This is a genomic window from Olivibacter sp. CPCC 100613 (genome assembly GCF_036959255.1).
GTDB lineage: Bacteria > Bacteroidota > Bacteroidia > Sphingobacteriales > Sphingobacteriaceae > Olivibacter.
On sequence record NZ_JAWMTI010000001.1, the window covers coordinates 81,184 to 104,403 of the forward strand.

General features: G+C 41.7%; 14 protein-coding genes. All 14 read right to left on the reverse strand.

Annotation, left to right across the window (positions count from 1 at the left end):
- The gene (locus RYH73_RS00265) at positions 1-1,494 is read right to left on the reverse strand and encodes an aryl-sulfate sulfotransferase (RefSeq protein WP_335311241.1); all 1,494 of its coding nucleotides are present in this window, start codon (positions 1,492-1,494) and stop codon (positions 1-3) included.
- An 8-nt stretch (positions 1,495-1,502) separates the two neighbouring features.
- Positions 1,503-3,056, reverse strand: a complete 1,554-nt coding sequence (locus tag RYH73_RS00270; RefSeq protein WP_335311242.1) for a RagB/SusD family nutrient uptake outer membrane protein — start codon at positions 3,054-3,056, stop codon at positions 1,503-1,505.
- Positions 3,057-3,067: 11 nt separating this feature from the next.
- The gene (locus RYH73_RS00275; RefSeq protein WP_335311243.1) at positions 3,068-6,376 is read right to left on the reverse strand and encodes a TonB-dependent receptor; all 3,309 of its coding nucleotides are present in this window, start codon (positions 6,374-6,376) and stop codon (positions 3,068-3,070) included.
- A gap of 320 nt (positions 6,377-6,696) precedes the next feature.
- A complete protein-coding gene (locus RYH73_RS00280; RefSeq protein WP_335311244.1) occupies positions 6,697-7,854 on the reverse strand; it encodes a FecR domain-containing protein in 1,158 nt (385 codons plus the stop codon).
- Positions 7,855-8,504: 650 nt separating this feature from the next.
- On the reverse strand, positions 8,505-9,065 hold the full coding sequence (locus tag RYH73_RS00285) for an RNA polymerase sigma-70 factor (RefSeq protein ID WP_335311245.1): 561 nt from the start codon (positions 9,063-9,065) through the stop codon (positions 8,505-8,507).
- A gap of 358 nt (positions 9,066-9,423) precedes the next feature.
- Positions 9,424-10,482, reverse strand: coding sequence for a glutaminyl-peptide cyclotransferase (locus RYH73_RS00290; RefSeq protein ID WP_335311246.1), 1,059 nt, complete (start codon positions 10,480-10,482; stop codon positions 9,424-9,426).
- 245 nt (positions 10,483-10,727) lie between these two features.
- Positions 10,728-11,096: a YraN family protein gene (locus RYH73_RS00295; protein WP_335311247.1), complete on the reverse strand. Its 369-nt coding sequence runs from the start codon at positions 11,094-11,096 to the stop codon at positions 10,728-10,730.
- 10 nt (positions 11,097-11,106) lie between these two features.
- Complete coding sequence (gene dnaG / locus RYH73_RS00300) at positions 11,107-13,092, reverse strand: DNA primase (RefSeq protein WP_335311248.1); 1,986 nt, start codon at positions 13,090-13,092, stop codon at positions 11,107-11,109.
- A gap of 168 nt (positions 13,093-13,260) precedes the next feature.
- Positions 13,261-14,571: a mechanosensitive ion channel family protein gene (locus tag RYH73_RS00305; protein WP_335311249.1), complete on the reverse strand. Its 1,311-nt coding sequence runs from the start codon at positions 14,569-14,571 to the stop codon at positions 13,261-13,263.
- Positions 14,572-14,723: 152 nt separating this feature from the next.
- Positions 14,724-15,908: a M20 metallopeptidase family protein gene (locus RYH73_RS00310; RefSeq protein ID WP_335311250.1), complete on the reverse strand. Its 1,185-nt coding sequence runs from the start codon at positions 15,906-15,908 to the stop codon at positions 14,724-14,726.
- Between the two features lies 1 nt (position 15,909).
- Positions 15,910-16,386 carry an SPOR domain-containing protein gene (locus tag RYH73_RS00315; protein ID WP_335311251.1) on the reverse strand — a complete coding sequence of 159 codons (477 nt, stop codon included), beginning with the start codon at positions 16,384-16,386 and terminating at the stop codon, positions 15,910-15,912.
- 73 nt (positions 16,387-16,459) lie between these two features.
- Positions 16,460-19,765 carry a preprotein translocase subunit SecA gene (secA, locus tag RYH73_RS00320; protein ID WP_335311252.1) on the reverse strand — a complete coding sequence of 1,102 codons (3,306 nt, stop codon included), beginning with the start codon at positions 19,763-19,765 and terminating at the stop codon, positions 16,460-16,462.
- A gap of 224 nt (positions 19,766-19,989) precedes the next feature.
- Positions 19,990-21,246, reverse strand: a complete 1,257-nt coding sequence (locus tag RYH73_RS00325; protein WP_335311253.1) for a PQQ-dependent sugar dehydrogenase — start codon at positions 21,244-21,246, stop codon at positions 19,990-19,992.
- Positions 21,247-21,298: 52 nt separating this feature from the next.
- Complete coding sequence (gene pgi / locus RYH73_RS00330; RefSeq protein ID WP_335311254.1) at positions 21,299-22,945, reverse strand: glucose-6-phosphate isomerase; 1,647 nt, start codon at positions 22,943-22,945, stop codon at positions 21,299-21,301.
- Positions 22,946-23,220: the final 275 nt, after the last annotated feature.

A 23,220-nucleotide genomic window follows, 5' to 3' on the forward strand; every position in this document is an offset into this window, starting at 1 on the left:
TTAATTCGGAACGGTCTGTACATAGTCATGCCAGAATCCAGCCGGTACGTATTCTGCACGATAGGGTATAAAATAGGTATTAAGCTCCCAGAGTACCTTGCCTCCTTTGTCGGATATGAGTACACTCCCTGTCTTTGAACTTGTTTGTAGCACGTGGCCATTGGGTAGGAAATAAGCGCTTCCCATTCTTGCCGTGTACTGTTTGCCCGGTAGCGGCACATCCATTTTTTTCGTCGCTGTTTTTGTTTTTTCGTTCAGGGAGAAAGACAAAGCTCTTGATCGCTTATTAGTTGTCGAAGAATCACGAGGAGAAAAATCTCCGTTATCAAAAAGCATTAAATCGCCATTTTGATTAATATGCGGTGCATGCTGAAAATAGAAATAAGAGGATGAATCTAGCCGAAAATCACCTCCCTTCCCGAGTCGCCACATCGTTTTACCCGTTTGCGCATTAACCTTCCATACTTGATTTTCAATCGGGGAGGATACCAGGTAGTTGCTGTCTTTATCAAATGATATGGTATTAATATGGAAACGATCATGTTTTAAGCTGTCTAGTCTCGTATCTTTTGCCAAATCCCAATGATCCCATGCCGACCATTTTTTCAAAACCTTTCCTGTGGTATCCATAACGACAACGCCATCGCCCCATAAAGTATCGGCAGGCTTGCCAATCTTTTCAGCCAGTATATAATCTCTTACCACCGCTACGATATGATTTGACTTATCCATTCGCAGGTCATGGTGAACGATTAATCCGAGTTTGTCGACATTCAATCGCCAACGCACCCGTCCCGTCAAATCGATTTCCGCTAGCTGTGATCCGCCCATATAACCCATTTTACCCGTTCGTAAACTATACCCCATACCACTCTTCACAAAAGCCTTATTAGGCTGTGGTTTATAAAACTCGTCTTTTCCGACCGGGGCCAAAAGGGCCAATATCGTACCACGTGGCGTAAGCGATGCGATTCGCACACCCATTTTCTCATCTTGCCAATACCATTTGATATCCCCTTTTCCATCAACCATAGCAATGTATCCGGGAAACTCCCGATAACAGAGCATGGTTAACCCATCGCCCATGGCGAGCGGATCGTGTGGATGGTCCTCCTTAATCCAATCATGCACCATCCAGGGCGACTGCTTTCGGGTTTTGAAATGCAAGGTTTTCGATTTAATGGGAATCAATCGATCCAGCACAATACGATAATAATAATCGGTACCTGCATCCAATAGCAATAAATTAAACGTGTGCTCCTTTCGCACTTCTTTTACAGTCGTGTAGCGATGGGCACCACTTCCGGTCCAGTACTCAACATAGGCTGCTGCCGGTCTGTTCAATTTGACATGAATGTTCTCTTTAATGGCCGAATTATCCGGTGAAGATAATTGAATATCAACGAGCTGCACCTGTTGACTATAAAAGTAGTAGCAAGCATATAAGACTGCTACCGACACCAGCCCAATAACGATTTTCTTTAAACGCATCATAAAAAGAACTAGGGTAGCCGTTGCGCATTCGCTGCAGCCATTTCAGGATGTAGATTAGCCTCATCCAAGGGATAAGGAAAATAACGTAGTTTTTCGGTCACCTTTGGTGCCATGCCACGCGCTGTTAAATACGCATTGCTAATTTCTTCGTATTTACCCAAACGAACCAGGTCCGCCTTCCGTTTATATTCAAATACGAGTTCGAACCCACGTTCATCAACTAAGGCATCGATGAACGCTTCTTTCGTTCCAGGAGCCGGAAAATCGGCACTTTCACCTAAAAGCGGTGCACCGGCTCTTCTTCTGATTTCATTGATATAAGGCAAACCTGCCGAGGGTCCTGATAGCGCATTTTCTATTTCGGCTTTACAAAGAATCACATCGGCAATACGAAAGACTTGTATAGTTCGACCATCCAGATAAGAGCCATTCACCATTTCATACGAGTATTTTTTTGTAGCCACATTCTGCAATAATTTTGTGGTATCATTGGGAGCGGTTGTTTGTCCCGGATTGGGAATCATATAATAAAAACCACGAGCGGTGGAACCATCCCGAGCTGCCTTTCCTTCGTAATTATAATAGAAGAATTGTTTTCGCGGATCGCGATCGTCAAATTTACGCCAGAATTGCAAAGAAACACCATAATATTGCCAACGATCCGTCACTTCTGGATGATCCGTTGGACCAAAGTGATTGGTAATCTCACCTCCATTGAGGGATGACTCATGGAGAATACCGAATATCATTCCTTTATCCATTTTATTTGACTCCGACCATTCATTTTTAAAATCCGTGTTCAGGACGTAAACACCTTTATCGCGCAATGCCAATACTTGGTCGATGTATACCTTCGCCTGTTCATAGTTATGTGCACGCATATAATTCTTTCCCAACAGCGTTAAGGCAGCACCTTTAGTTGCGCGGGCTAAGCCCAATTCACTTGTCCAACTCTCGGGAAGTACTTCGGCAGCAAAAAGACAATCACTGTGGATTAACGAATCTACTTGCTCAACGGAGGACAGAGGTGTATTATAGCTCTCCGCCGGATTTTTTGTTGAGGTGATTAACGGGACCGGCCCCCAAGCGTCCGTCAAATCATTATATGCCAAAGCGCGTAAAAAGCGCGCCTGGCCCGTCACTAGGTTTTTGCTTTCCTCACTCATTCCAGCCACAGCACTGATATTATCAATCAATAAATTCGCATTAGCGATAACTTGATACATGTTTTGCCAATTGCTCTTAAAATACCGGTTATTTTCATCGTAAGAAAAATTGCTTAAGTGAGTTGGGTTTCCCGCAGCAGTAGAAAAGCCCATATCCGTTGCATAATCGGTAATCATAACCAAGTACCCCGCATAGTAAAGATAAGCATCTCCGGGGTAGGGTCCCAAACTCGCATAGGTACCCGTAAGTGCGGCATTGATATCGCTCTCCGTTGAATAAGCATTTTCCGTTGTCAAGTCACTGTACAATTCCGGTTCCAACTTCGTACAGGCATTGATCGTTAGCCACACCGCAGTGAGACATAAAAAACGTTGACTTAATTTTATGACGTTCATTTTTTCTCTTTTTAAAAGTTAACATTCACACCAAAAGTAAAGGCGCGCATACTGGGATAGGAATTAAAATCCAGACCGGCACCTGCATTGGCTGTTTGCGCATTGGAGTTGTATTTAATCAATGCATCATTTTCATAACCTTTCGTATCCACTTCCGGATCCCAACCCGAATAACCGCTGATTGTAAATAAATTTTCGGCCATTACATACATACGTAAAGATTGCATAACCTTCGTTTTAAGGGGTAGTGTATATCCTAAGGTTAAGTTTTTCAATCGTAAAAAAGATGCATCTTCTACAAAATGATCGTTTACATAACCACCATATTCGGTATAATAGAATCCATTTCGGGGTAAATCCGTATTTGTATTTTCGGGTGTCCACCGGTTTAATGCATCCGTAGAGCGATTCCATTCCAAATTCATGCGCGTCATGTTCAATAGGTCGTTACCCAAATTTCCATAAACGAACACCGATAAATCAAAATTTTTATAGGCGAATGTATTGGTAATACCGTAAGTAAGCTTCGGATAAGCCGATCCGATAATGGTTCTGTCGGCAGCTGTTATAATACCGTCTCCATTTACGTCAGCAAATTTCGGATCACCTGCTTTTGAATTGGGTTGCGGTGAATAAGCTTCTCCTTGTTGGATAACACCCAAGTATTTATATCCAAAAAGCGAACCCAGTGGTTCTCCTTCACGAATGATTGCGTATGCTTCTTCGGAAACCGTTCCCATTGGTTTTGCAGAAGTGATAAAGATATCGTTATCCCCTCCTAAATCAAGTACTTTGTTGCGATTCATCGCGAAATTCAGTTTCGTATCCCAAGTGAAGGCGCCTGTCAAATTCTTCGTTGTAATAGCAAACTCAAATCCTTTGTTGGAAACCGAACCTACATTACTTTGACCAGAGGCATAGCCTGAATACAGCGGTAAATTCAATTTAATCAACAGGTCACTGGTCTTTTTGTAATATGCATCCATCGTAACAGCAATACGGTCGTTTAACAATGCGAAGTCCACCCCTGCATCATATTGACTGGTCGTTTCCCATTTAAGTTTTGTATTGGCCGGTGATGTACTATTTAGGTAAGTACCACTGGTATTGTTGATACCATCAAATGTATAATTGGCGTTGCTCATCAGTCCATAGGAAGCATAATTTCCAATGCGTTCATTTCCCGTTTTACCATAACCTAAGCGAAATTTAAAATCGGAAAACAGTTGCTGATTACGCATAAACGGTTCATTGATCAGTTTCCAAGCGAAAGATCCCGAAGGAAAAGTACCCCATTTATTGTCAGCACCAAAGCGAGAAGAGCCATCGTGTCTTACCGTAAAAGTGAATAAATACTTATCGTCAAAGGAGTAATTGGCGCGGCCAAAAAAGGAGATCAGCATATTTTCCGATTTATAGGAATTGACACCCGAAATCGTAGAAGCGGCACCTAAATTATTATAGCCATAGAGATCCGTCGAGAATCCGTACACATTAATCCCCTTATTACTGTTCGTAAACTTTTCATAAGAATAGCCACCCATTACATTTAGGTGATGTTTACCAAAACCTTTATCATAGGTGATAAACATATCGGCCAAATTATGCGTCAGATTATAGTCCGACTGTGAAGCCACACCTTTATCAATACTGCCTTGATAAGAATCTTGCGATAAGTAGGTTCCCAATTGATCGTGTAAGATTTCGGTTCCGGCATCAAATCTTGCGGTTAGGCCTTCAAATGGTTTTATTTCTAAATAAACATTCCCATTAAGCTTGTCTTTTTGCACATCGTTTTGACGGGCCATCAGGTTAGCTAATGGGTTATCGCCTCGACCACCGGGAGGACGACCAAAAGCACCATTTGCATCATAAACCGGAACTGTCGGATCGTAGGTCAAAACACTGTAAAGCACATTGGAATTGAGTATATTTCCATCATAAATTTGATAGTTGGAATTTTCCCGTTGACCAAAAATGGAAGCTCCGGCACGCACATAATCATTAATCGTTTGATCGATATTGACTCTTCCCGAAACACGTTTGAAGTCGGTGGTTTTCAAAATCCCCTTTTGATCGAAATACCCTACGCTACTTAACACCTTGGTTTTCTCACTTCCACCGGTAAACTGTAGGTTATGACTTTGTACGGTAGCTGTTCGAGTAGCCTCTTTTACCCAATCGGTATTAATCGTAGAATTCAATTGCGATTGCGTATAAACGCCGTTCTCAATTCCTTCCTGTCCGTTGATCTCTTTATATAGTTCATTTGCCAACAACATATACGATTTACCATCGAGCAAATGATAAGGATTAATTGCCTTTTGTGTTCCCACATAACCATTGTAAGCTACATTGCTTTGTCCTGCTTTGCCACGTTTTGTGGTAATCATCACAACGCCATTCGCTCCTCTGGAACCATAAATAGCAGTCGCTGATGCGTCTTTCAAAATTTCCATGGAGGCAATATCGTCGGGATTGATATTAACGCCATTATTGCTTGGAAAGCCATCAATGACGTATAGCGGCTCGTTGCTACTGCTTACCGAGTTGGATCCACGTATGCGAATAGACATACTTCCGCCAGGGGCTTTTGAATTCTGCGTAACGACCACACCGGAGGCTCTTCCTTGGATAGCCTGTGCTACATTGCTGATCGCTCCCCCTTTTGTTAAGTCATCTGCACTGAGCGAGGCAATGGAGCCGGTCAGATCACCCTTCTTTTGTGTACCATAACCAACAACGACTACTTCATCTAAGCGTGATTCCAAGTTACTTAAGACAACATCAATAGCCCCTGCACCTGTCACGGGTACTTCTTTCTCTCCGTAGCCAATAAATCTGAAGACAAGGGTAGCCCCTGCGGGTACTTTCAATTGGTATTGTCCACTCCCATTGGTTGTCGTACCACTGGAAGCGCGTCCCTTTACAAATACCGAAACACCTGCAAGCGTAGCTACCGAGTCACGCACTGTGCCATGTATTTCCAATTCCTGCTGCAGGGTTTCGTCATTTAAGATTTCCTTCGGTATCGGAGAAATCGTAATGGTGGTATTATGTCTTCTGTATTGCAATTGCTTGTTTTTTAAGGTTCTCTCTAGAACCTCCTCCATCGGTACATTCTCCAATTGTAAGGAGACCGTACCTGCACGCTTCAATTGCTCTTCATTATAGAGGAAACGGTAGTGCGTTTGCTTCTTTAACAGCGCGAGCACCTCTTTCAGTGGTGCATTCTTTAACGATACACTCACCTGCTGTGCATTTCCTGCTGCATATACACCGCACGAAAAGACCAAGACCATCAGCCATGTTAATTTCATAATCCTTACGATTTGTAAGGAAAGCGCCTTCCTTCTCGACGCCTTCTCTCGAGATAAACGATTCATATCTTTTTTGTTGCTACGTCCATATGTAGGCTCATGCCTATTATTGTCCAAGATGCGGTGAAGCAGAAATACATCGGCTGATTTCACAGAAACATGTCAATAATTTCATATTTTCGTATGGTTAAGGGGTTGGTTATTATATCCTTCAATCATAATACGAGCGCCTAACATTTACCGGGAGTGTTGGCCCACTTCCGGTACTCTTATGACGCAATGTAAAATCTAAGGTGGTTTTGCTTTCAAATTTATTTCCATTAGGGATTCACGATCGTTTGGAGCTTTCGTCCATCGATTTTAAAGTCCAGTCCACTTACTTCTTTTAACATTTCAAGTACTTCGCTCAGGTTCTCTTTCCGGCTAATACTTCCACCAATATGAATATCAGGTAGGCTTCCTTTGTACGACAATTCGAGGTCATACCAGCGAGCAACTTCCTCCAAAATTGGCTTAAGTTTATCTTCATTAAATAAAAAGTATCCTTCTTTCCAAGAAACGGCTTTCTCTACATCGGCGGTTTCAACGTGGAGATGTTGACCATTCACCGTGGCTTGCTGTCCGGGTTTTAGATAATAGGCATCATTTCCATGATGGATTTTAACGGCGCCACTGAGCAGGGTTGCTGCACGTTCCCCGTGATATGCCCGCGCATTAAAGCGGGTACCTAATACGGTAATTTTTGTATCGTTCATCACTACCGCAAATGGATGCTCTTGGTCCGTTGCAACTTCGAAATACGCCTCACCTTCTAACTTGACTAAGCGTTCATTCGCTACGAAATCGACAGGAAAGATAAGTTTGGACGCAGCATTGAGCCATACCTTCGTCCCATCCGACAGGGTAAGACGGTACGTACCTCCAGCTGGGACAAAAAGGGTATTATAAATCAGTTGATTTTTGCTTTTCGTTTCTGTTTGGTAAATCAGCTCATCTTTGGTTCCGCGCATATGGGTCCCATTATGTTCATTAAGTCTTACCGACTTACCTCCGAGCTGAATGGCACTACCATCCGAAAGAACCAATTGCGCCTTACTCTCGCCTGGCAAGACATCATTGGCATAGCGATGTGAATGATCAGGAATCACCTTGGCATCTTGATGATAGAAATACCGAGCCGTAACGACAAAAAGCAGGACGATGGCCGCCGCATACCCTATCCACAAAGGGCGTATCTTTCTTCTACGCCTTTTACTTGTTTTTTCTTTAAATCGATCCCAAGCCTCTTCACTGCTTCGACCTTTTAAAGTGCTAATACGGCTTTCTACGGCTGCGGTATCTTGGTACGCATTTAAAATATCTTGCAAGCTTTTATCACGCTGTAATAAATCTAAAAACTGCCTTTCCTCTTGTTCAGAAAGGGTACCTTGTATATAAGCAGCCATGAGTCGCGCCTTTTCTAACGGATCGTCGTACATACCTTAACATATTTACAACTAAAGCACCTTCAGTTTAAAAAAGTATGGAAAGAAATAAAAAATTTATGAAAAAATACTGGTTGCTCAGGAAAAGCAACTGCCTAATAAAATCAAACGATTATTTTATTCAACTTTTTTCATCATTAGTTAGTTTCAAAAAGGCATTCAAGCTTTCCCTACGGGAAGGTTCTTGATAAAAGTTGAGCAAACCGAAGAACGTAGTGATGAGTTCATGAACACCTTTAAAAATAAACAAGCGTGAATAAATCAAGGCTCTGTAGGTTCCCTTGCATCTGATTGCAAAGCATCTCACTGGCGCGTATTGGAGTCGTTTCACTTCGTCAATCCGCTTGGGTAATGCAACATGAATAGAGGTGCAAATGCTTTGCTGCTCGTTGCATCGGTATCCTCCAAGGCCGCTTTACCCCACACCCGAGGCCCTGTTGGCTGCCCGCAAAAACCCTCCGTTCTATTAAAATATCACCTAGGAAATTTGCGGTTTGCACGTTGAGGCACTACCTTTTATAGCAAAGTTCCAAGTGATGAGTTTTTGGTTACTTTTTGCGGAAAAAAGTGACTAAAATAATCGTTCTTTTAATCTAAGCGCCATTACGAAGTAAATGCGATTGAATACTCGTGGTACTGCAAGCTTATTTTAACAAGCTTACAAGAAGTACCGTAAAAAGCTCGGGTTTCAACTGTTCTTTAAGTAGGTGAAGGGCACGCTGTTTTTGACTTTTTACAGTATGAATACTTAGGCCCAAAAGCTCAGCAATCTGTGGATTCTTCAGCCCTTCTAAGTAACCCATCCTACAAACCATAGCACAACCTGCAGGAAGTTTATCTAATGCTGCCATTAATTCTCCGAGAACTTCGGCATGAATTAAAAATTTATCGATCTGAAAGTCTTCCAATAACTGATTAGGTTGTTGTTTTTGATATTTTTCAACTACTTTATCATGTCGAAACCGATTGAGTACATCATGCTTAATCGTTGTATATAAATACGATTTAATGGCTTGTTCACTCCAAAATATACTATTTACCTGTTCACAGAATACAACGAAAGCGTCCTGCACCAAATCTTCGGCCTCTTCTTCCTTACCCGAAAGCTTATACGCGAAGTCGTATAGACGCGGATAATACTTTTTGAATAAGTCTTCGACTGACAAACGATTCGGTTGATCCATGTAATTGGGTTCATTCATCATAAAGCACCTATGTATTAGATAATCAATATCTAGTAAATACCCTGCTTAGTATTGGTTAATATAATTGAACTAGCGATTCTTATCAGAAAGATTGATTGTTATCAATCAAGTGTAGAAACTTTTTAGATGAAATGCAAATCCTTTGCAAACGCAACCGATTGCGTGTTTTTTATATCAGCTGAAAGCCATAAGCTTTAGGTCTTAGGCAGCCCCCGCAAATGGAAAATTTTCGCAGCCGGCTATCAGCGATCGGCATAGACAATAAGCTTTAAGATTTAGGCCACCCTATTGCTCCTGCCGCTGTTATGAATAAAACCTACTCAACCACTCCTCTACTCAACGATTAAACAGCTCCCTACTATCGCCCCAGTAGCTTAATTTCAAATAATTTATCCCAATTCTTACCCGTCACATACAGGTGTTTCCCCTCTTGATCATAGGCAATCCCATTCAGTACATTGGTGTCTTCCGTCACATCTTTCTGCGGTAGCAGCCCAATCAAATTGATTTCTGCTTCCACCGCTCCGGAATGCGGGTCGATAACGACAATTACATCAGAATAGTAAACATTGGCATAAATTTTCCCATCGATGTATTCCAGCTCATTAAGCTTGTCAACAGCTCCTTTATTGTTATATACCTCGATAAAACCCTCCTCCTTATAATTATCCTTATTTAGAAAATAAAGACGATTGGTACCATCTGACTTGATAAGGCGCTGCCCGTCAAAACACAATCCCCATCCTTCTTTACTCGCCTGATAAGGGAATTCGCTTACCTTTTCAAAAGAGTTTTTATCATACACCAAGCCAACGCCTTCTTCCCAAGTTAGCTGAACAATTTTATCACCCACAATGGTCATTCCCTCTCCGAAGTATTTTGACGGAAGATCAATTTTCTTGACCACCTTGCCGGTCTTCAATTCCACCTTTCTTAAAGTCGACTGTCCTCGTTGCCCTGTACTTTCGTATAGAAAGCCATCACGATATTCCAGGCCCTGTGTATAGGCATGTGCGTCATGAGGATAGGTATTTACGACCGAAAAGCTATACTGTTCCGGTAGCTGAGACGGCACCACTACAATATTGGTATTGGCACTTTCCATTTGGCCTTCTTTAAAAACATTCGCTGTAATCAGCTGACTTCCCATGCCAAGACTATCTGTTTTCAACCAAATGGCATCACTATCTTTCGCTGTTATATAGGGCTTATCATTCAACAAATAAGTTATCGAATCAAAAGATACGTCAGTCGGTAAATTTAATCGTAAGGAAACGCTATCTCCTTTATTCACTAAAGTTCCTGACTCAATAGCACTAAAATTCAATGATTTATTGGACGAATCACCTGATTTTTCCCGATTACAAGCAGCTACACTACATAAAGCAGTCAATGCCAGAAGCAAAAATTTGTTCATACACAAATATAGAAGATGTAGTGTATATGACATAATTTATTCCTATGATACAAACTTAGCGAAAAGTAATGGTTAAATGGTTGAGTAGTTAAGTGGTGGAGACGTTGAGTTGTTGAGAAGTTAAGTGGTATTACGTTTCGGAGCATTGCTACGAATAAACCAACAGTGAATAATCAGTAACTAAAATGAACATAACTCACAACTGGCAACGCGCAACTAATCACCAGTAACGACCCAACCAATAACTAAGAATATCTCGGCCAAAAGGCATCTTTAATGTGCCTAATATTGTATTTTTTTTCTTTATTAACAAAAATAGAAACAATGTCGAATCTAATTTCTCCTTCATAGCGATGTTGGCGAATATAGATCGTGGCAGCTTGCGATAGTTTACGTTGTTTTTGCCAGTTAACAGCCTCATAGGGAAGTCCAAAATCACCTCCCGACCGAGTTTTTACCTCAACAAAGACCAATTCTGATCCGTCCTTCATAATTAAATCGACTTCCAGGTGTTTATAACGCCAATTTTGTTTCACCAGATAATGATGTTGTTGCAATAGGTATTGCAAGGCCGCCTGTTCTCCGTCCGAACCGATTATCTGATGTGTAGCCATTCCGAGAGAATCATTTTACAATAACAGTTCCCAGGAAACCGGTCAATTCCTTTTCCATCATCTTCAATTTTTGATACTTATCCATCAAAATCTCCAGATTGGCCTCGTTGTGTTCCACCTTCAATGTTTCTCGAATTTCTTGCATATTTTGCTCTACTTTTCGTTTCTTAATGCGATAGAGAGCTCCCAGTACGGCATTTTTTAAATTATCGGTTTCCTGTGCCACATAAATCTTTCGCTTCTCATCATTCCAGTTGGGACTTAAGCTATAAGGTGACGAAAGCAATGAAATAGCCAAATCGGCAATTTCCCGATCCCCATGTGTAATAAAAAATCGCTCATCCGGTAGCTCCTCCCGCTCGATAAATTCCAGGTAAATGCTTATAATTTTTTGACATAGGGGATCAGCAAATTCAATATCCTGCAAACCGGCAAATAGAACGAAAGCAATCGGATAATCCTGCTCCCACTTGGCGGGTGTTTGACCATAATTAATGAGCAGACGGATAATTTCACGCTCCTGTAAGGCAATTGATTGAGAAATAGCGGGAACCAGTTCATCCGTCGATGAAACTTCCGTCTCATCTCTTGGATCCATAAACAGATCAGGAGGTGGTTCATCGCCACCATAGGACGTGTTTACCTGCGAGGAGGTAGCTGCTGAATCTGCAGACTTTTGACTTTTCTTGAATGCCTGCAGTTTCTGCTTGTTCAATTCTGCAATCAACAGACGTTCCTCGATATCGAGTAACCGGCTACATTCCCGTATGAATACAGAAGCTTTGATATCATCCGGAATCAGTGCAATACTATCCACAACATCGTGGATTACACCCGCCCGCTTCACAGGATCATTTCCGGCATCTTTGAGTAAGATGTCCGTTTTATAAAAAATAAAATCCTTGCTATTTTCTGCGATATATTGTTTGAACAGGCTTGCACCATGTTTCATGGCAAATGAATCGGGATCATCGCCATCTGGAAAAAGAAGCACTTTTACGTTCATTCCCTCTTCCAATAACATATCCATTCCACGTAGTGACGCTTTGATACCAGCGGCATCCCCGTCATATAAAATCGTTACATTCCGGGTAAATCGTGCGATTAATCGGATTTGCCCAGTCGTTAAGGAAGTACCTGAAGAAGCCACGACATTTTCTACGCCGGCTTGATGCATCGAAATTACATCCGCATAGCCCTCCACAAGAAAACAATTATCTTGTTCTATGATCGCCTTTTTGGCAAAATACAAGCCATATAAAACATCGGATTTATGGTAGATTAAGCTCTCAGGTGAATTGACATATTTTGGAACCTTTTTATCGGTTTTCAGTGTCCTACCACCAAAACCTAGTACACGCCCCGTTAGATTATGTATCGGAAACATCACACGCCCACGGAAGCGATCATAACGTTTTCCATCATCTTTACGGACAATCAGACCTGTTTCCTCCAAAAATTCTTCACTGAACCCACCCTTTATAGCCTCTTCAAATAGGGCTTCCCAGGCTTCCGGTGAGTAACCCAGCTCAAATTTCTTAATGATATCATCCCGATAACCCCGCTCACGAAAATAACTGAGACCGATAGCCTGCCCATCTTCGGTGTCCCAAAGACGCTCCCGGAAAAATTTAGCTGCCCAATTGGTGATAATCAGTAGGCTCTCCCGTTTATCACTGGCGGCCACCTGTTCCGGTGAGCGTTCGATTTCTTCTACTTCGATATTATACTTCTGCGCCAGATAACGTAATGCCTCGGGATAGGAATATTTTTCGAGCTCCATCACAAAACGCACAGCGTCTCCCCCGGCACCACAACCAAAGCATTTATAGATACCTTTACTGACAGAAACATGAAAAGAAGGTGTTTTTTCATTATGGAATGGACAAACACCGATTAAACTGGTTCCTCTCTTTTTTAGATCCACAAAGTCGCCCACTACCTCTTCTATTCGAGCAGCATCTAAAATTTTCCCGATTGTCTCCTGCTTAATCATTGGAGTAAAGATAGTAATTTTAGTTATTGGTTATTCGTTGTTAGTTGTTCGTTGCCGGTTATTCGTTACTAGTTATTCGTTGTTTGTAGTCATGTTCCTAAGAGCAATACTACTTAACGTCTTAACCACTCAACTAATCGGCTACTTAACTACTCAACACTCCACGAGTTAACTTTTCACTTCCAGCTCATTGGTAAACTTGATACCGAACACATCCGAACCTGATTCTACCTCAAAGATATTCAAATCGAAATAAGGTACCGCCGCGATCAGATGGTCAAAAATATCGGCCATAATATATTCATATTCCGCCCATTTAGTGGTATTGGTAAAAGCATATAGTTCTAGGGGCAGGCCATTTTCTGTTGGAGCCAGCTGTCGAACCATTAAGGTCATACCTTTATGAAGCCCAGGATGATTATTTAAATACCAATCGATATACTTTCTATAAAGCCCAAAGTTTGTAAAATTTCGACCATTCAATGCAACACTTCGATCCGCCCCTATTTCCTCATTATGTTTTCTAATCACTTCGGCGCGTTCTGTAATATAGTCGCGAATTCCTTGTATCTTTTGAAAACGTGGTAATTCTGCATCGCCTACAAAACGGATACTTGCCTGTTTGATAATGATGGAGCGTTTTATACGACGTCCACCGGATTCCTGCATTCCCCGCCAATTTTGAAAGGAATCGGAAATTAAGGTATAGGTCGGTATAGTGGTAATCGTTTTATCAAAATTACGGACTTTTACTGTTGTCAGATTAATTTCTTCCACATCACCATCCGCCCCATATTTAGGCATCGTGATCCAGTCGCCAATCCGCACCATATCGTTCGTGGTCACCTGTATACTCGCAACAAAGCCCATAATGGTATCCTTGAACATGAGCAATAGAATGGCTGAAGCTGCTCCCATAGCGGCAAAAAAAGCTGTTGGAGATTGACCCGTTATGCTTGAAAAAATAGCGACTGCACCGAATAAAAAGAAAATCATTCGAATAACCTGCAAATAGCTCTCCATTGGCTTGGCCGAAAACTCCGGTTTCTCGCGTAATACGTCAGTTCCCGACCTGATAATTGCCATCACAATAGAAATGATCATAAAGACCATATAGATTTCCATGGCAATATCAAAGGGCTTTATCAAATGTGGAAAGTCGTTAAATACGATAGGGATCGCATTCTTTACCAGGCTAAAAGGAGCGATTAAGGCCAGGAAATGTGGGAAGCGATTTTTTAACAAATAATCAAAAAACCGTAGTTGTGTACCTTGATAGATCTTGGTGAAAGCAATCTTAAGCGCCTTTCGGACAATATACTGTACGATATAAACTAAAAAAACCAAAATCGCCAATAAAACAAAAACATTGACATAGGTCGCTATTTCTTTATTTACACCGAGATCAATAAGTTTGTGGTAGGTGAACTCGCTAATGAAGTTGGAAGATTTTTCTAAACTGTTTTCTAAGTTATCCATTGTGGAATAGGTTTTAAATATCATCCAAGTCCTGTAAGACCGGATAAATTAAATTAAAAGCACGATTTAAGCTCAGAACTACAGAAGATATCCGTTAGAGCCAATAGATCTATAGCACAGCGGCTATAGCAAACAAAGATAATAATTTTTGGCTAGTTTCCTAGTCGTTTTAGCGCAATGTAGGCCATTAAGCCAGTGCTTATCGATAAGGCATTTTCATCGACATCGAAATTGGGTGTATGTACAGACGCCGTAATTCCCTTTTCTTCATTACGTGTACCTAGGCGATAAAAGCAGGCATCGATAACCTGCGAATAGAAGGCAAAATCCTCACCGGCCATCCAGAGGTCTAAATCCAATACATTCTCTTTCCCGAGGTATTCTTCGGCATAACCACGTGTCTCGTGAGTTAGCGCTTCATTATTTACAAGATAGGGATAGCCGTGATGTACTTCGAAATCACAAGATCCCCCCATACTTTCCGCAATGCCTTCAGCCATTTTTTTCATTTTTTTATGGGCTTCCTTTCTCCACGCCTCATCAAAAGTACGGAATGTCCCTTCCAGCTTTACCTCATTCGGGATAACGTTCGTTGCGCCCTCTGCATTGATCTTACCAAAGGACAAGACTGTTGGCATTTTTGGATCAGCTACGCGACTTACAATCTGTTGCAGTGCTGTAATAATATGTGCCGTGATTACAATAGGGTCGATGTTTTGTTGTGGTTGCGCACCATGGCCCCCTTTTCCTTTCACCGTTACATAGAGTTCGTCAGTAGAGGCCATATATTTTCCGGGCCTAAACCCAACTTTACCGGCAGCTATTAAAGGCATCACATGCTGGCCAATAATCGCCTGCGGTTTCGGATTTTCCAGCGCACCTTCTTTAATAAGAATACTTGCACCACCCGGCAGCTTTTCCTCACCCGGTTGAAAAATTAATTTTACGGTTCCTGCAAAACGGTCCTTCAAAGAAACTAAAATCTTTGCGGTCCCTAATAAGGATGCCGTATGCACATCATGACCGCAAGCGTGCATAACGCCTTTATTTTTCGAACCATACGATCTTCCCTCTACCTCGGTAATAGGTAAAGCATCAATATCAGCTCTTAATGCCACTACTTCGTTACTCGGCAATTCGCCTTTTATCAGTGCGATAATACCGGTATTCGCCATTTCCTGCCAGGAAATATCCAATGCATTCAGTTTCTCTTTAATATAAGCAGAAGTATTATATTCTTGAAAAGAAAGTTCAGGATTGGTATGGATATGTCTACGGGTATCCACCGCTTCGGCGAAGATATTTTGAGCGATTGCTTGGACAGATTCTTTTAACATGCTAATACTCTACGTTAATCGTTTCAGTAAATATAAAGACGGAATTGAAATCACGCTTAAGTTGGCTCATTAGTGCCTGTGCTTGGCTCCGGCTCGTAAAATCACCAACCTTGACCCTATAATTGGGTTGTTGATAACCAACATAGGTATTCAAATCCTTATAAATCTGTTTAAATCTTGCCTGTGCACTATAGGCTTCGTTACGATTACTGCCAGAGTATATTTGTACGCGATAACCACGCGCGGTTACTTTTCTGCCCGTTTTTAAAGGAACCCCCGGTTTACTCGATTCATCGGTAGACGATAAAACCGAATTACTCCCCAATAACATACGTTCCTTCTGTAGTCGTTCAATTAAAGCACTCTTATGTTCCTCGACAATCCCTTTATCATCCTGAGCGATTGCCTTTCCTATAAAACAGAAAAACAACAGGCTTAGTGTGATGAAAATTTGTTTAAGGCAAGATGTTCTTAACATATTCAAACGGTTATTCGTTGTTTGTTATTCGTTCTTAGTCAATGACCAATAACTAAGAACGAACAACTAAGAACTAAACGTGTCCTATACCGTGACAATTTTTATACTTCTTCCCACTACCACAAGGGCAGGGATCATTTCTTCCTATTTTATTATCATTTCTAATGGGCTGCGTCTTTTGAACCTCTCTAGTATCCTCAATAGGAGGAAGACTGCCCCCGGAGGTTGCTGTCGCTAATTCCGGCTTCGACACCTGTACCTTTGGTTCCTGCACAGGTCTACGTGCTTCACGAACTTCTTGTGGTTGCTGATGCGGAATTTCTCCCTTGAACAAGAAAGCGACAATGTCTTTATTCATGGTCACCAACATATCCTTAAACAAGTTGAAGGCTTCCATTTTATAAATAATAATAGGGTCTTTCTGTTCGTATACCGCATTTTGCACAGACTGCTTCAAGTCATCCATTTCACGCAAGTGCTCTTTCCAAGCTTCATCTATCAGCGATAAGACAACACCTTTTTCAAATGCTTTGAATACTTCCTTTCCGTTTGTTTCAACTGCTTTCTTTAAATTCGCTGCTACCTGTAAGCCTCGAAGGCCATCGGTAAATGGTACGACTATATTTTCAATCTGCTCCCCACGTGTTGCAAATACATCTTTCAGAACCGGTAAAGTTTGACTGGCGATTTGCTCTGCCTTACGATGATAGAACTCGATGACACGACTAAATAAGGTATCTGTTAAATTTGCAATGTTGCCACTTAAAAAGGCATCTTGGTTCAATTCAGGATCCACAGAGAAAACACGAATAAATTCCAATTGAAAGTCTTCATACGTTCCCGTTTCCTTATATTCTGTCACTAAATCTTCAACTACATCATAAATAGTATTATTCAGATCGACGTCTAAACGTTCTCCAAATAGTGCGTTTTTACGTTTGGCATAGATTACTGTACGTTGCGAATTCATTACATCATCGTATTCCAACAAACGCTTACGTATACCGAAGTTGTTTTCTTCTACCTTTTTCTGCGCCCGTTCGATTGACTTGGTAATCATGGAATGCTGAATTACTTCCCCTTCTTCAATGCCCATTCGCACCATGATATTGGAGATACGTTCTGATCCAAATAAGCGCATTAGGTTATCTTCCAGCGAAACAAAAAACTGAGAAGATCCCGGGTCACCCTGACGACCTGCACGACCACGTAACTGACGGTCCACGCGACGCGATTCATGCCGTTCTGTACCAACAATAGCCAAACCACCGGCATCTTTAACACCAGGACCCAACTTAATGTCAGTACCACGACCGGCCATATTCGTTGCAATGGTTACAGTACTTGCCTGACCCGCTTCGGCCACAATATCCGCTTCCCGTTGGTGAAGTTTCGCATTCAATACATTGTGTTTAATACCGCGCAACTTCAACATACGGCTCAATAATTCCGAAATCTCTACGGAAGTGGTACCTACTAGTACCGGGCGACCAGCCTCTGTCAACTTTTGGATTTCCTCGGCAACCGCATTATATTTTTCGCGAGCAGTACGATAAACCAAATCTTCCCGATCATCCCGCTGTATCGTAATATTTGTTGGTATTTCTACCACGTCCAATTTATAGATTTGCCACAATTCACCTGCCTCGGTAACCGCTGTACCGGTCATACCCGCCAGCTTGTGATACATTCTGAAGTAGTTCTGTAAGGTAATGGTTGCGTAGGTTTGCGTTGCATCTTCCACCTTCACATTTTCTTTCGCTTCGATCGCCTGGTGTAAACCATCTGAGTAACGACGTCCCTCCATGATACGCCCCGTCTGTTCGTCGACAATCTTTACCTTTGCCTCATCTATAATATATTCTACATCCTTCTCAAAAAGCGTGTAAGCCTTTAATAATTGATTAACGGAGTGGATACGTTCAGATTTAATGGAGAAATCGCGCATTAGTTCATCTTTCTTTTGCGCTTTTTCTTCGGCAGGGATCTGCAGCTTTTCAATCTCAGCGATTTCTGTTCCGACATCAGGCATGACAAAGAAATGAGGATCTTCGCCCGATGTAGTAATCAATTCGATTCCTTTTTCCGTTAGTTCTACCTGGTTGTTTTTCTCATCGATCACGAAGAACAATTCCGCATCTACTTTCGGCATGTTCTTGCTTTGCTCTTGCAAATAGTAGTTCTCGGTTTTCGTCAGCACCTGGCGATTACTTCCCTCGCTCAAAAATTTAATAAGTGCTTTATTTTTGGGTAAGCCTCTATGCGCTCGTAATAACGCCATGCCTGCACCTTCTGCATTGGTATCACCCGCACTAATCCCTTTTTTTGCCTCATTAAGAACCGTATTGATATAAGCCTTTTGTGCATTTACCAAACGCTCAATCCGCGGTTTTAACTCATAAAATTCATGTTCATCGCCACGAGGAATTGGTCCTGATATAATCAAAGGTGTCCGCGCGTCGTCAATTAACACAGAGTCAACCTCATCCACCATTGCAAAATGTAATTTACGTTGCACCAAGCCTTCCGGTGCTTGTGCCATATTATCACGTAGGTAATCGAAACCAAATTCATTATTCGTACCAAAGACAATATCTGCCGCATAAGCATTGCGACGAGCGGCAGAATTTGGCTGATGCTTGTCGATGCAATCTACTCGTAAACCATGGAATTCAAATAGAGGCCCGTTCCACTCCGAGTCACGTCGTGCCAGATAGTCGTTCACAGTTACGATGTGAACACCTTGTCCCGATAGCGCATTTAAATAGGCTGGTAAGGTACCGACCAAGGTCTTACCCTCACCGGTTGCCATTTCGGCGATCTTACCTTCGTGCAACACAATACCGCCAATTAACTGGACATCATAATGCACCATATTCCACGTCACCTGGTTGCCTGCAGCAATCCAGTGATTATGCCAAACAGCTTTATCGCCTTTAATTTCAACATTCGGCTTTTTTGCTGCTAAGTCGCGGTCGAAGTCATTAGCTGTTACTTCCAATGTTGGATTTTCAGTAAATCGACGGGCAGTTTCCTTTACAACCGCAAATGCCTCCGGGAGTATTTCCATCAATACTTCCTCGAGTTTTTTATCGCGATCTTTGATCAGTTTATCTACTTTGTCATAAATGGCATTTTTTTCTGCCATTTCTACTTCCGGTTGTTCGGCGTCGGCTTTTAGCTGGTCAATTTCAGCATCGATATCCGCTAGGTAGCTGGCGATCCGCTGTTTAAAATCAAGCGTTCTTGCACGGAGTTCATCATGACTTAATCCCTCCAGCTTCGCAAACTCTTCCTTGATTTTATCCACCAAAGGCCGAATATGTTTTATATCACGATCAGATTTACTGCCAAAAATTTTACTTAAGAATCCTAACATGTTCAATAATAATCTAAAATATACGCCATTTGTGTCAACAAATGCGCCAAATCTTTCGTTGCGTCATATTGACATCAATACAATTGACAAAGTTAGTGATTTTTTGTTAATAGTTGTGAGTTGCCCGTTGTTGGTTATTCCTTATTGGTTACTGGTTGTTAGTATTCGTGATAACGTTCGTTAAGCGTAATACTACTCAACTACTTAACTGCTCAACCCATTAGCTAATTAGCTAATACAGCCCAAATGGTATTTCCCACGTCATCAGCAACCAGCATATAACCTTGTTTGGCAAAGGCTATTCCTACAGGCCGTCCATAAACTTCTGCTTTCTCTTCATCCGCAATAAAGCCAGTCAAGAAATCTTTGTATTCTCCTGTCGGCATTCCTTTTTCAAAAGGAATGAAGAGCACTTTATAACCGACCAATTTGGAGCGATTCCAAGACCCATGCTGCCCCACATAGGCACCGCCGGCAAACTTACCGGATGTCCCAAAAGCCAGGCCCAGTGAAGCTGTATGCGATCCTAGTGCAAAATCAGGAATGATAGATTCTGCTACTAAATCCTCTCTTTTTCCTTTCAATCTAGGGTCTGGATTTTTACCCCAATAAGCATAGGGCCATCCATAGAATCCATTCTCTTCTACCGATGTGATGTAATCCGGAACGATTTGATCCCCCAATTCGTCTCGCTCATTCACCGCGGTCCACATTTTGCCCGTAGCCGGCTCCCAAGCCATTCCTACAGGATTTCTCAGCCCCCCTGCAAATACGCGTTCTCCACCTCCATCCGGATTGATTTCAAGAATATTCGCTCGTCTTCTTTCATTCTCCATCCCATGTTCGCCGACATTGCTACCGGATCCCACACTAACATAAATTTTCGAGCTATCGGGTTTCATCAATAAATTTCTTGTCCAATGATTATTGTATCCACCTGCGGGCAAAAACAATATTTTCGTTCCTTTTCCACCGACTTTGGCATCGCCTAACTTATAAGGATATTTCAAAACACCATCGGTATTAGCCACGTAGAAACTATTATCCATGACTAACATACCTAAAGGTTTATTCAATCCTTCCAAGAAAGTGGATTTGCTATCGGCCACACCATCTCCATTGGTATCTTTAAACAAGGTAATTCTATTCGCGCCGGCACCCTGAGTCTGCGATTCGGCGACAAAAACATCGCCATTTTGGGCAACATAAATCCACCTGGGATTTTGCAAAGCCTCCGCAAACTTAACCACTCTATAGCCAGCCGTTGCAATCGGTGTTTTTTCTGACGGCCATCCCACCACCTTTGAGTTCTTGGTACTCGACGGTGTTGCCAATGGTTCAGCCAGCGTAATATTTAAACCATATTCACCAACTGAGTCTGTTGGTGCTTCCGTTGCCGCTGTCTGATCTTGTCCGTTGCCTTTACAGGCGACAAACAGAATCAAAAGAGTAAAAAACAAACAATTTCTATATCGATTCATTTTGGGTGAATTTATTGCATGCTAAAGCAACATATAGTCACCCAAAATGTTTTTAACGCCACTCCTTATACTGATTAATCAAACCATTGGTAGAGCTATCGTGCGAACTTACAGGGCTTTCATTTCGCAGTTCAGGTAAAATCTTTCCGGCAAGTTGTTTGCCAAGCTCCACTCCCCATTGATCGAAGCTAAAAATGTTCCAGATAATTCCTTGCGTAAATATCTTATGCTCATAGAAAGCGATCAGACTTCCTAAACTTCTGGGTGTTATCTTCTTTAACAAGAAAGAATTGCTTGGTCTGTTTCCTTCAAAAACTTTAAAGGGTGTAATAGCGGCAATCTCTTCATCTGACTTGCCTGCCTTTTTCAATTCGATCGCTACTTCTTCCTCCATCTTTCCATTCATTAAAGCTTCCGTTTGGGCGAAAAAATTGGAAAGTAAGAGCGTGTGGTGTTCGCCTATTGGATTATGTGTTTGGGCCGGGGCGATAAAGTCACATGGAATCATCTTCGTCCCCTGATGAATCAATTGATAAAAAGCATGTTGCCCATTCGTCCCAGGTTCTCCCCAAATGATCGGTCCGGTTTGATATTCGACAGGCATCCCATTTCTATCCACATACTTACCGTTACTTTCCATATCACCTTGTTGAAAATAAGCGGCAAAACGATGTAGATATTGATCATAAGGCAAAATAGCCTGCGTTTCCGAATCAAAAAAATTATTGTACCAAATACCCAAAACCCCCATAATCACCGGAATATTTTCCTCTAAAGGTGTATTTCTGAAGTGATTATCGGCAGCATGTGCACCGGTTAACAGCTCCTTGAAGTTATCAAAGCCAATACTCAATACGATGGAAAGGCCAATTGCACTCCATAATGAATAGCGCCCACCAACCCAATCCCAAAATTCAAACATATTCTTGGTATCAATGCCAAAGTCTTGCACTGCTTTTGCATTGGTACTCAGGGCGACGAAATGTTTGGCGATATCTTGCTCGGTTCCACCTTCAGTCAAGAACCAGTCGCGCGCGCTGTGCGCGTTGGCCATTGTTTCCTGGGTTGTAAACGTCTTGGAAGCAATTAAAAAAAGTGTTGTTTCCGCATTTACTTTACGCAAGGTTTCAGCAATATGGGTTCCATCAACATTGGACACAAAATGTAAGGTCAAATGATTTTTATAGGGTTTTAATGCTTCTGTCACCATAACCGGCCCAAGATCTGAGCCACCAATACCAATATTAACGACATCTGTTATTGCTTTGCCACTATAACCTTTCCATGTGCCGCCAATCACTTCCTCACTAAATTCCTTCATGTGATTTAATACTCCGTTCACCGCAGGCATCACGTCTTGACCGTCAACAAACACCGGTGTATTGCTCACGTTTCGCAACGCCGTGTGTAATACGGCTCGGTTCTCTGTTTTATTAATAGGCAATCCTTTAAACATCGCATCGATTGCCTCTTCTAAACGACATTCCCGAGCTAGTTGCACCAAAAGTGCAACCGTCTGCTCATCCACTCTATTCTTTGAATAGTCAAACAAGATATCCTCGAATTGCAAAGAGAATTTTTCGAATCTATTGGGATCGTATGCGAACAGATCGCGGAGATGTTTCGGTGCAATGTTTATATAATGATTACTCAGGTAGTTGTAAGCATCGGTCTCGGTAAAATTTACAGTTGGTAACATAAGCGAATCAAAATTTTCACGAAGCTACAATTTTAGTTGCAGAAAAGCGAAATGCATTTGATTGTCCGTGCTTAGATTTACTTTCCTAAGACAGAATCGAATCGTCACTTAAAATCTCCGACTTTTAGCACCAAGTATTTTGCCGACTTTTAACACAATTTGTTATACAACATAACAAAAAATTCGATATCTTTATCCAAACAAATCCTATATTAGTCAGTTAAAATTTATAGGGGATTAACACAGGCGATTTAGCCAAAAAATATTAATTCATT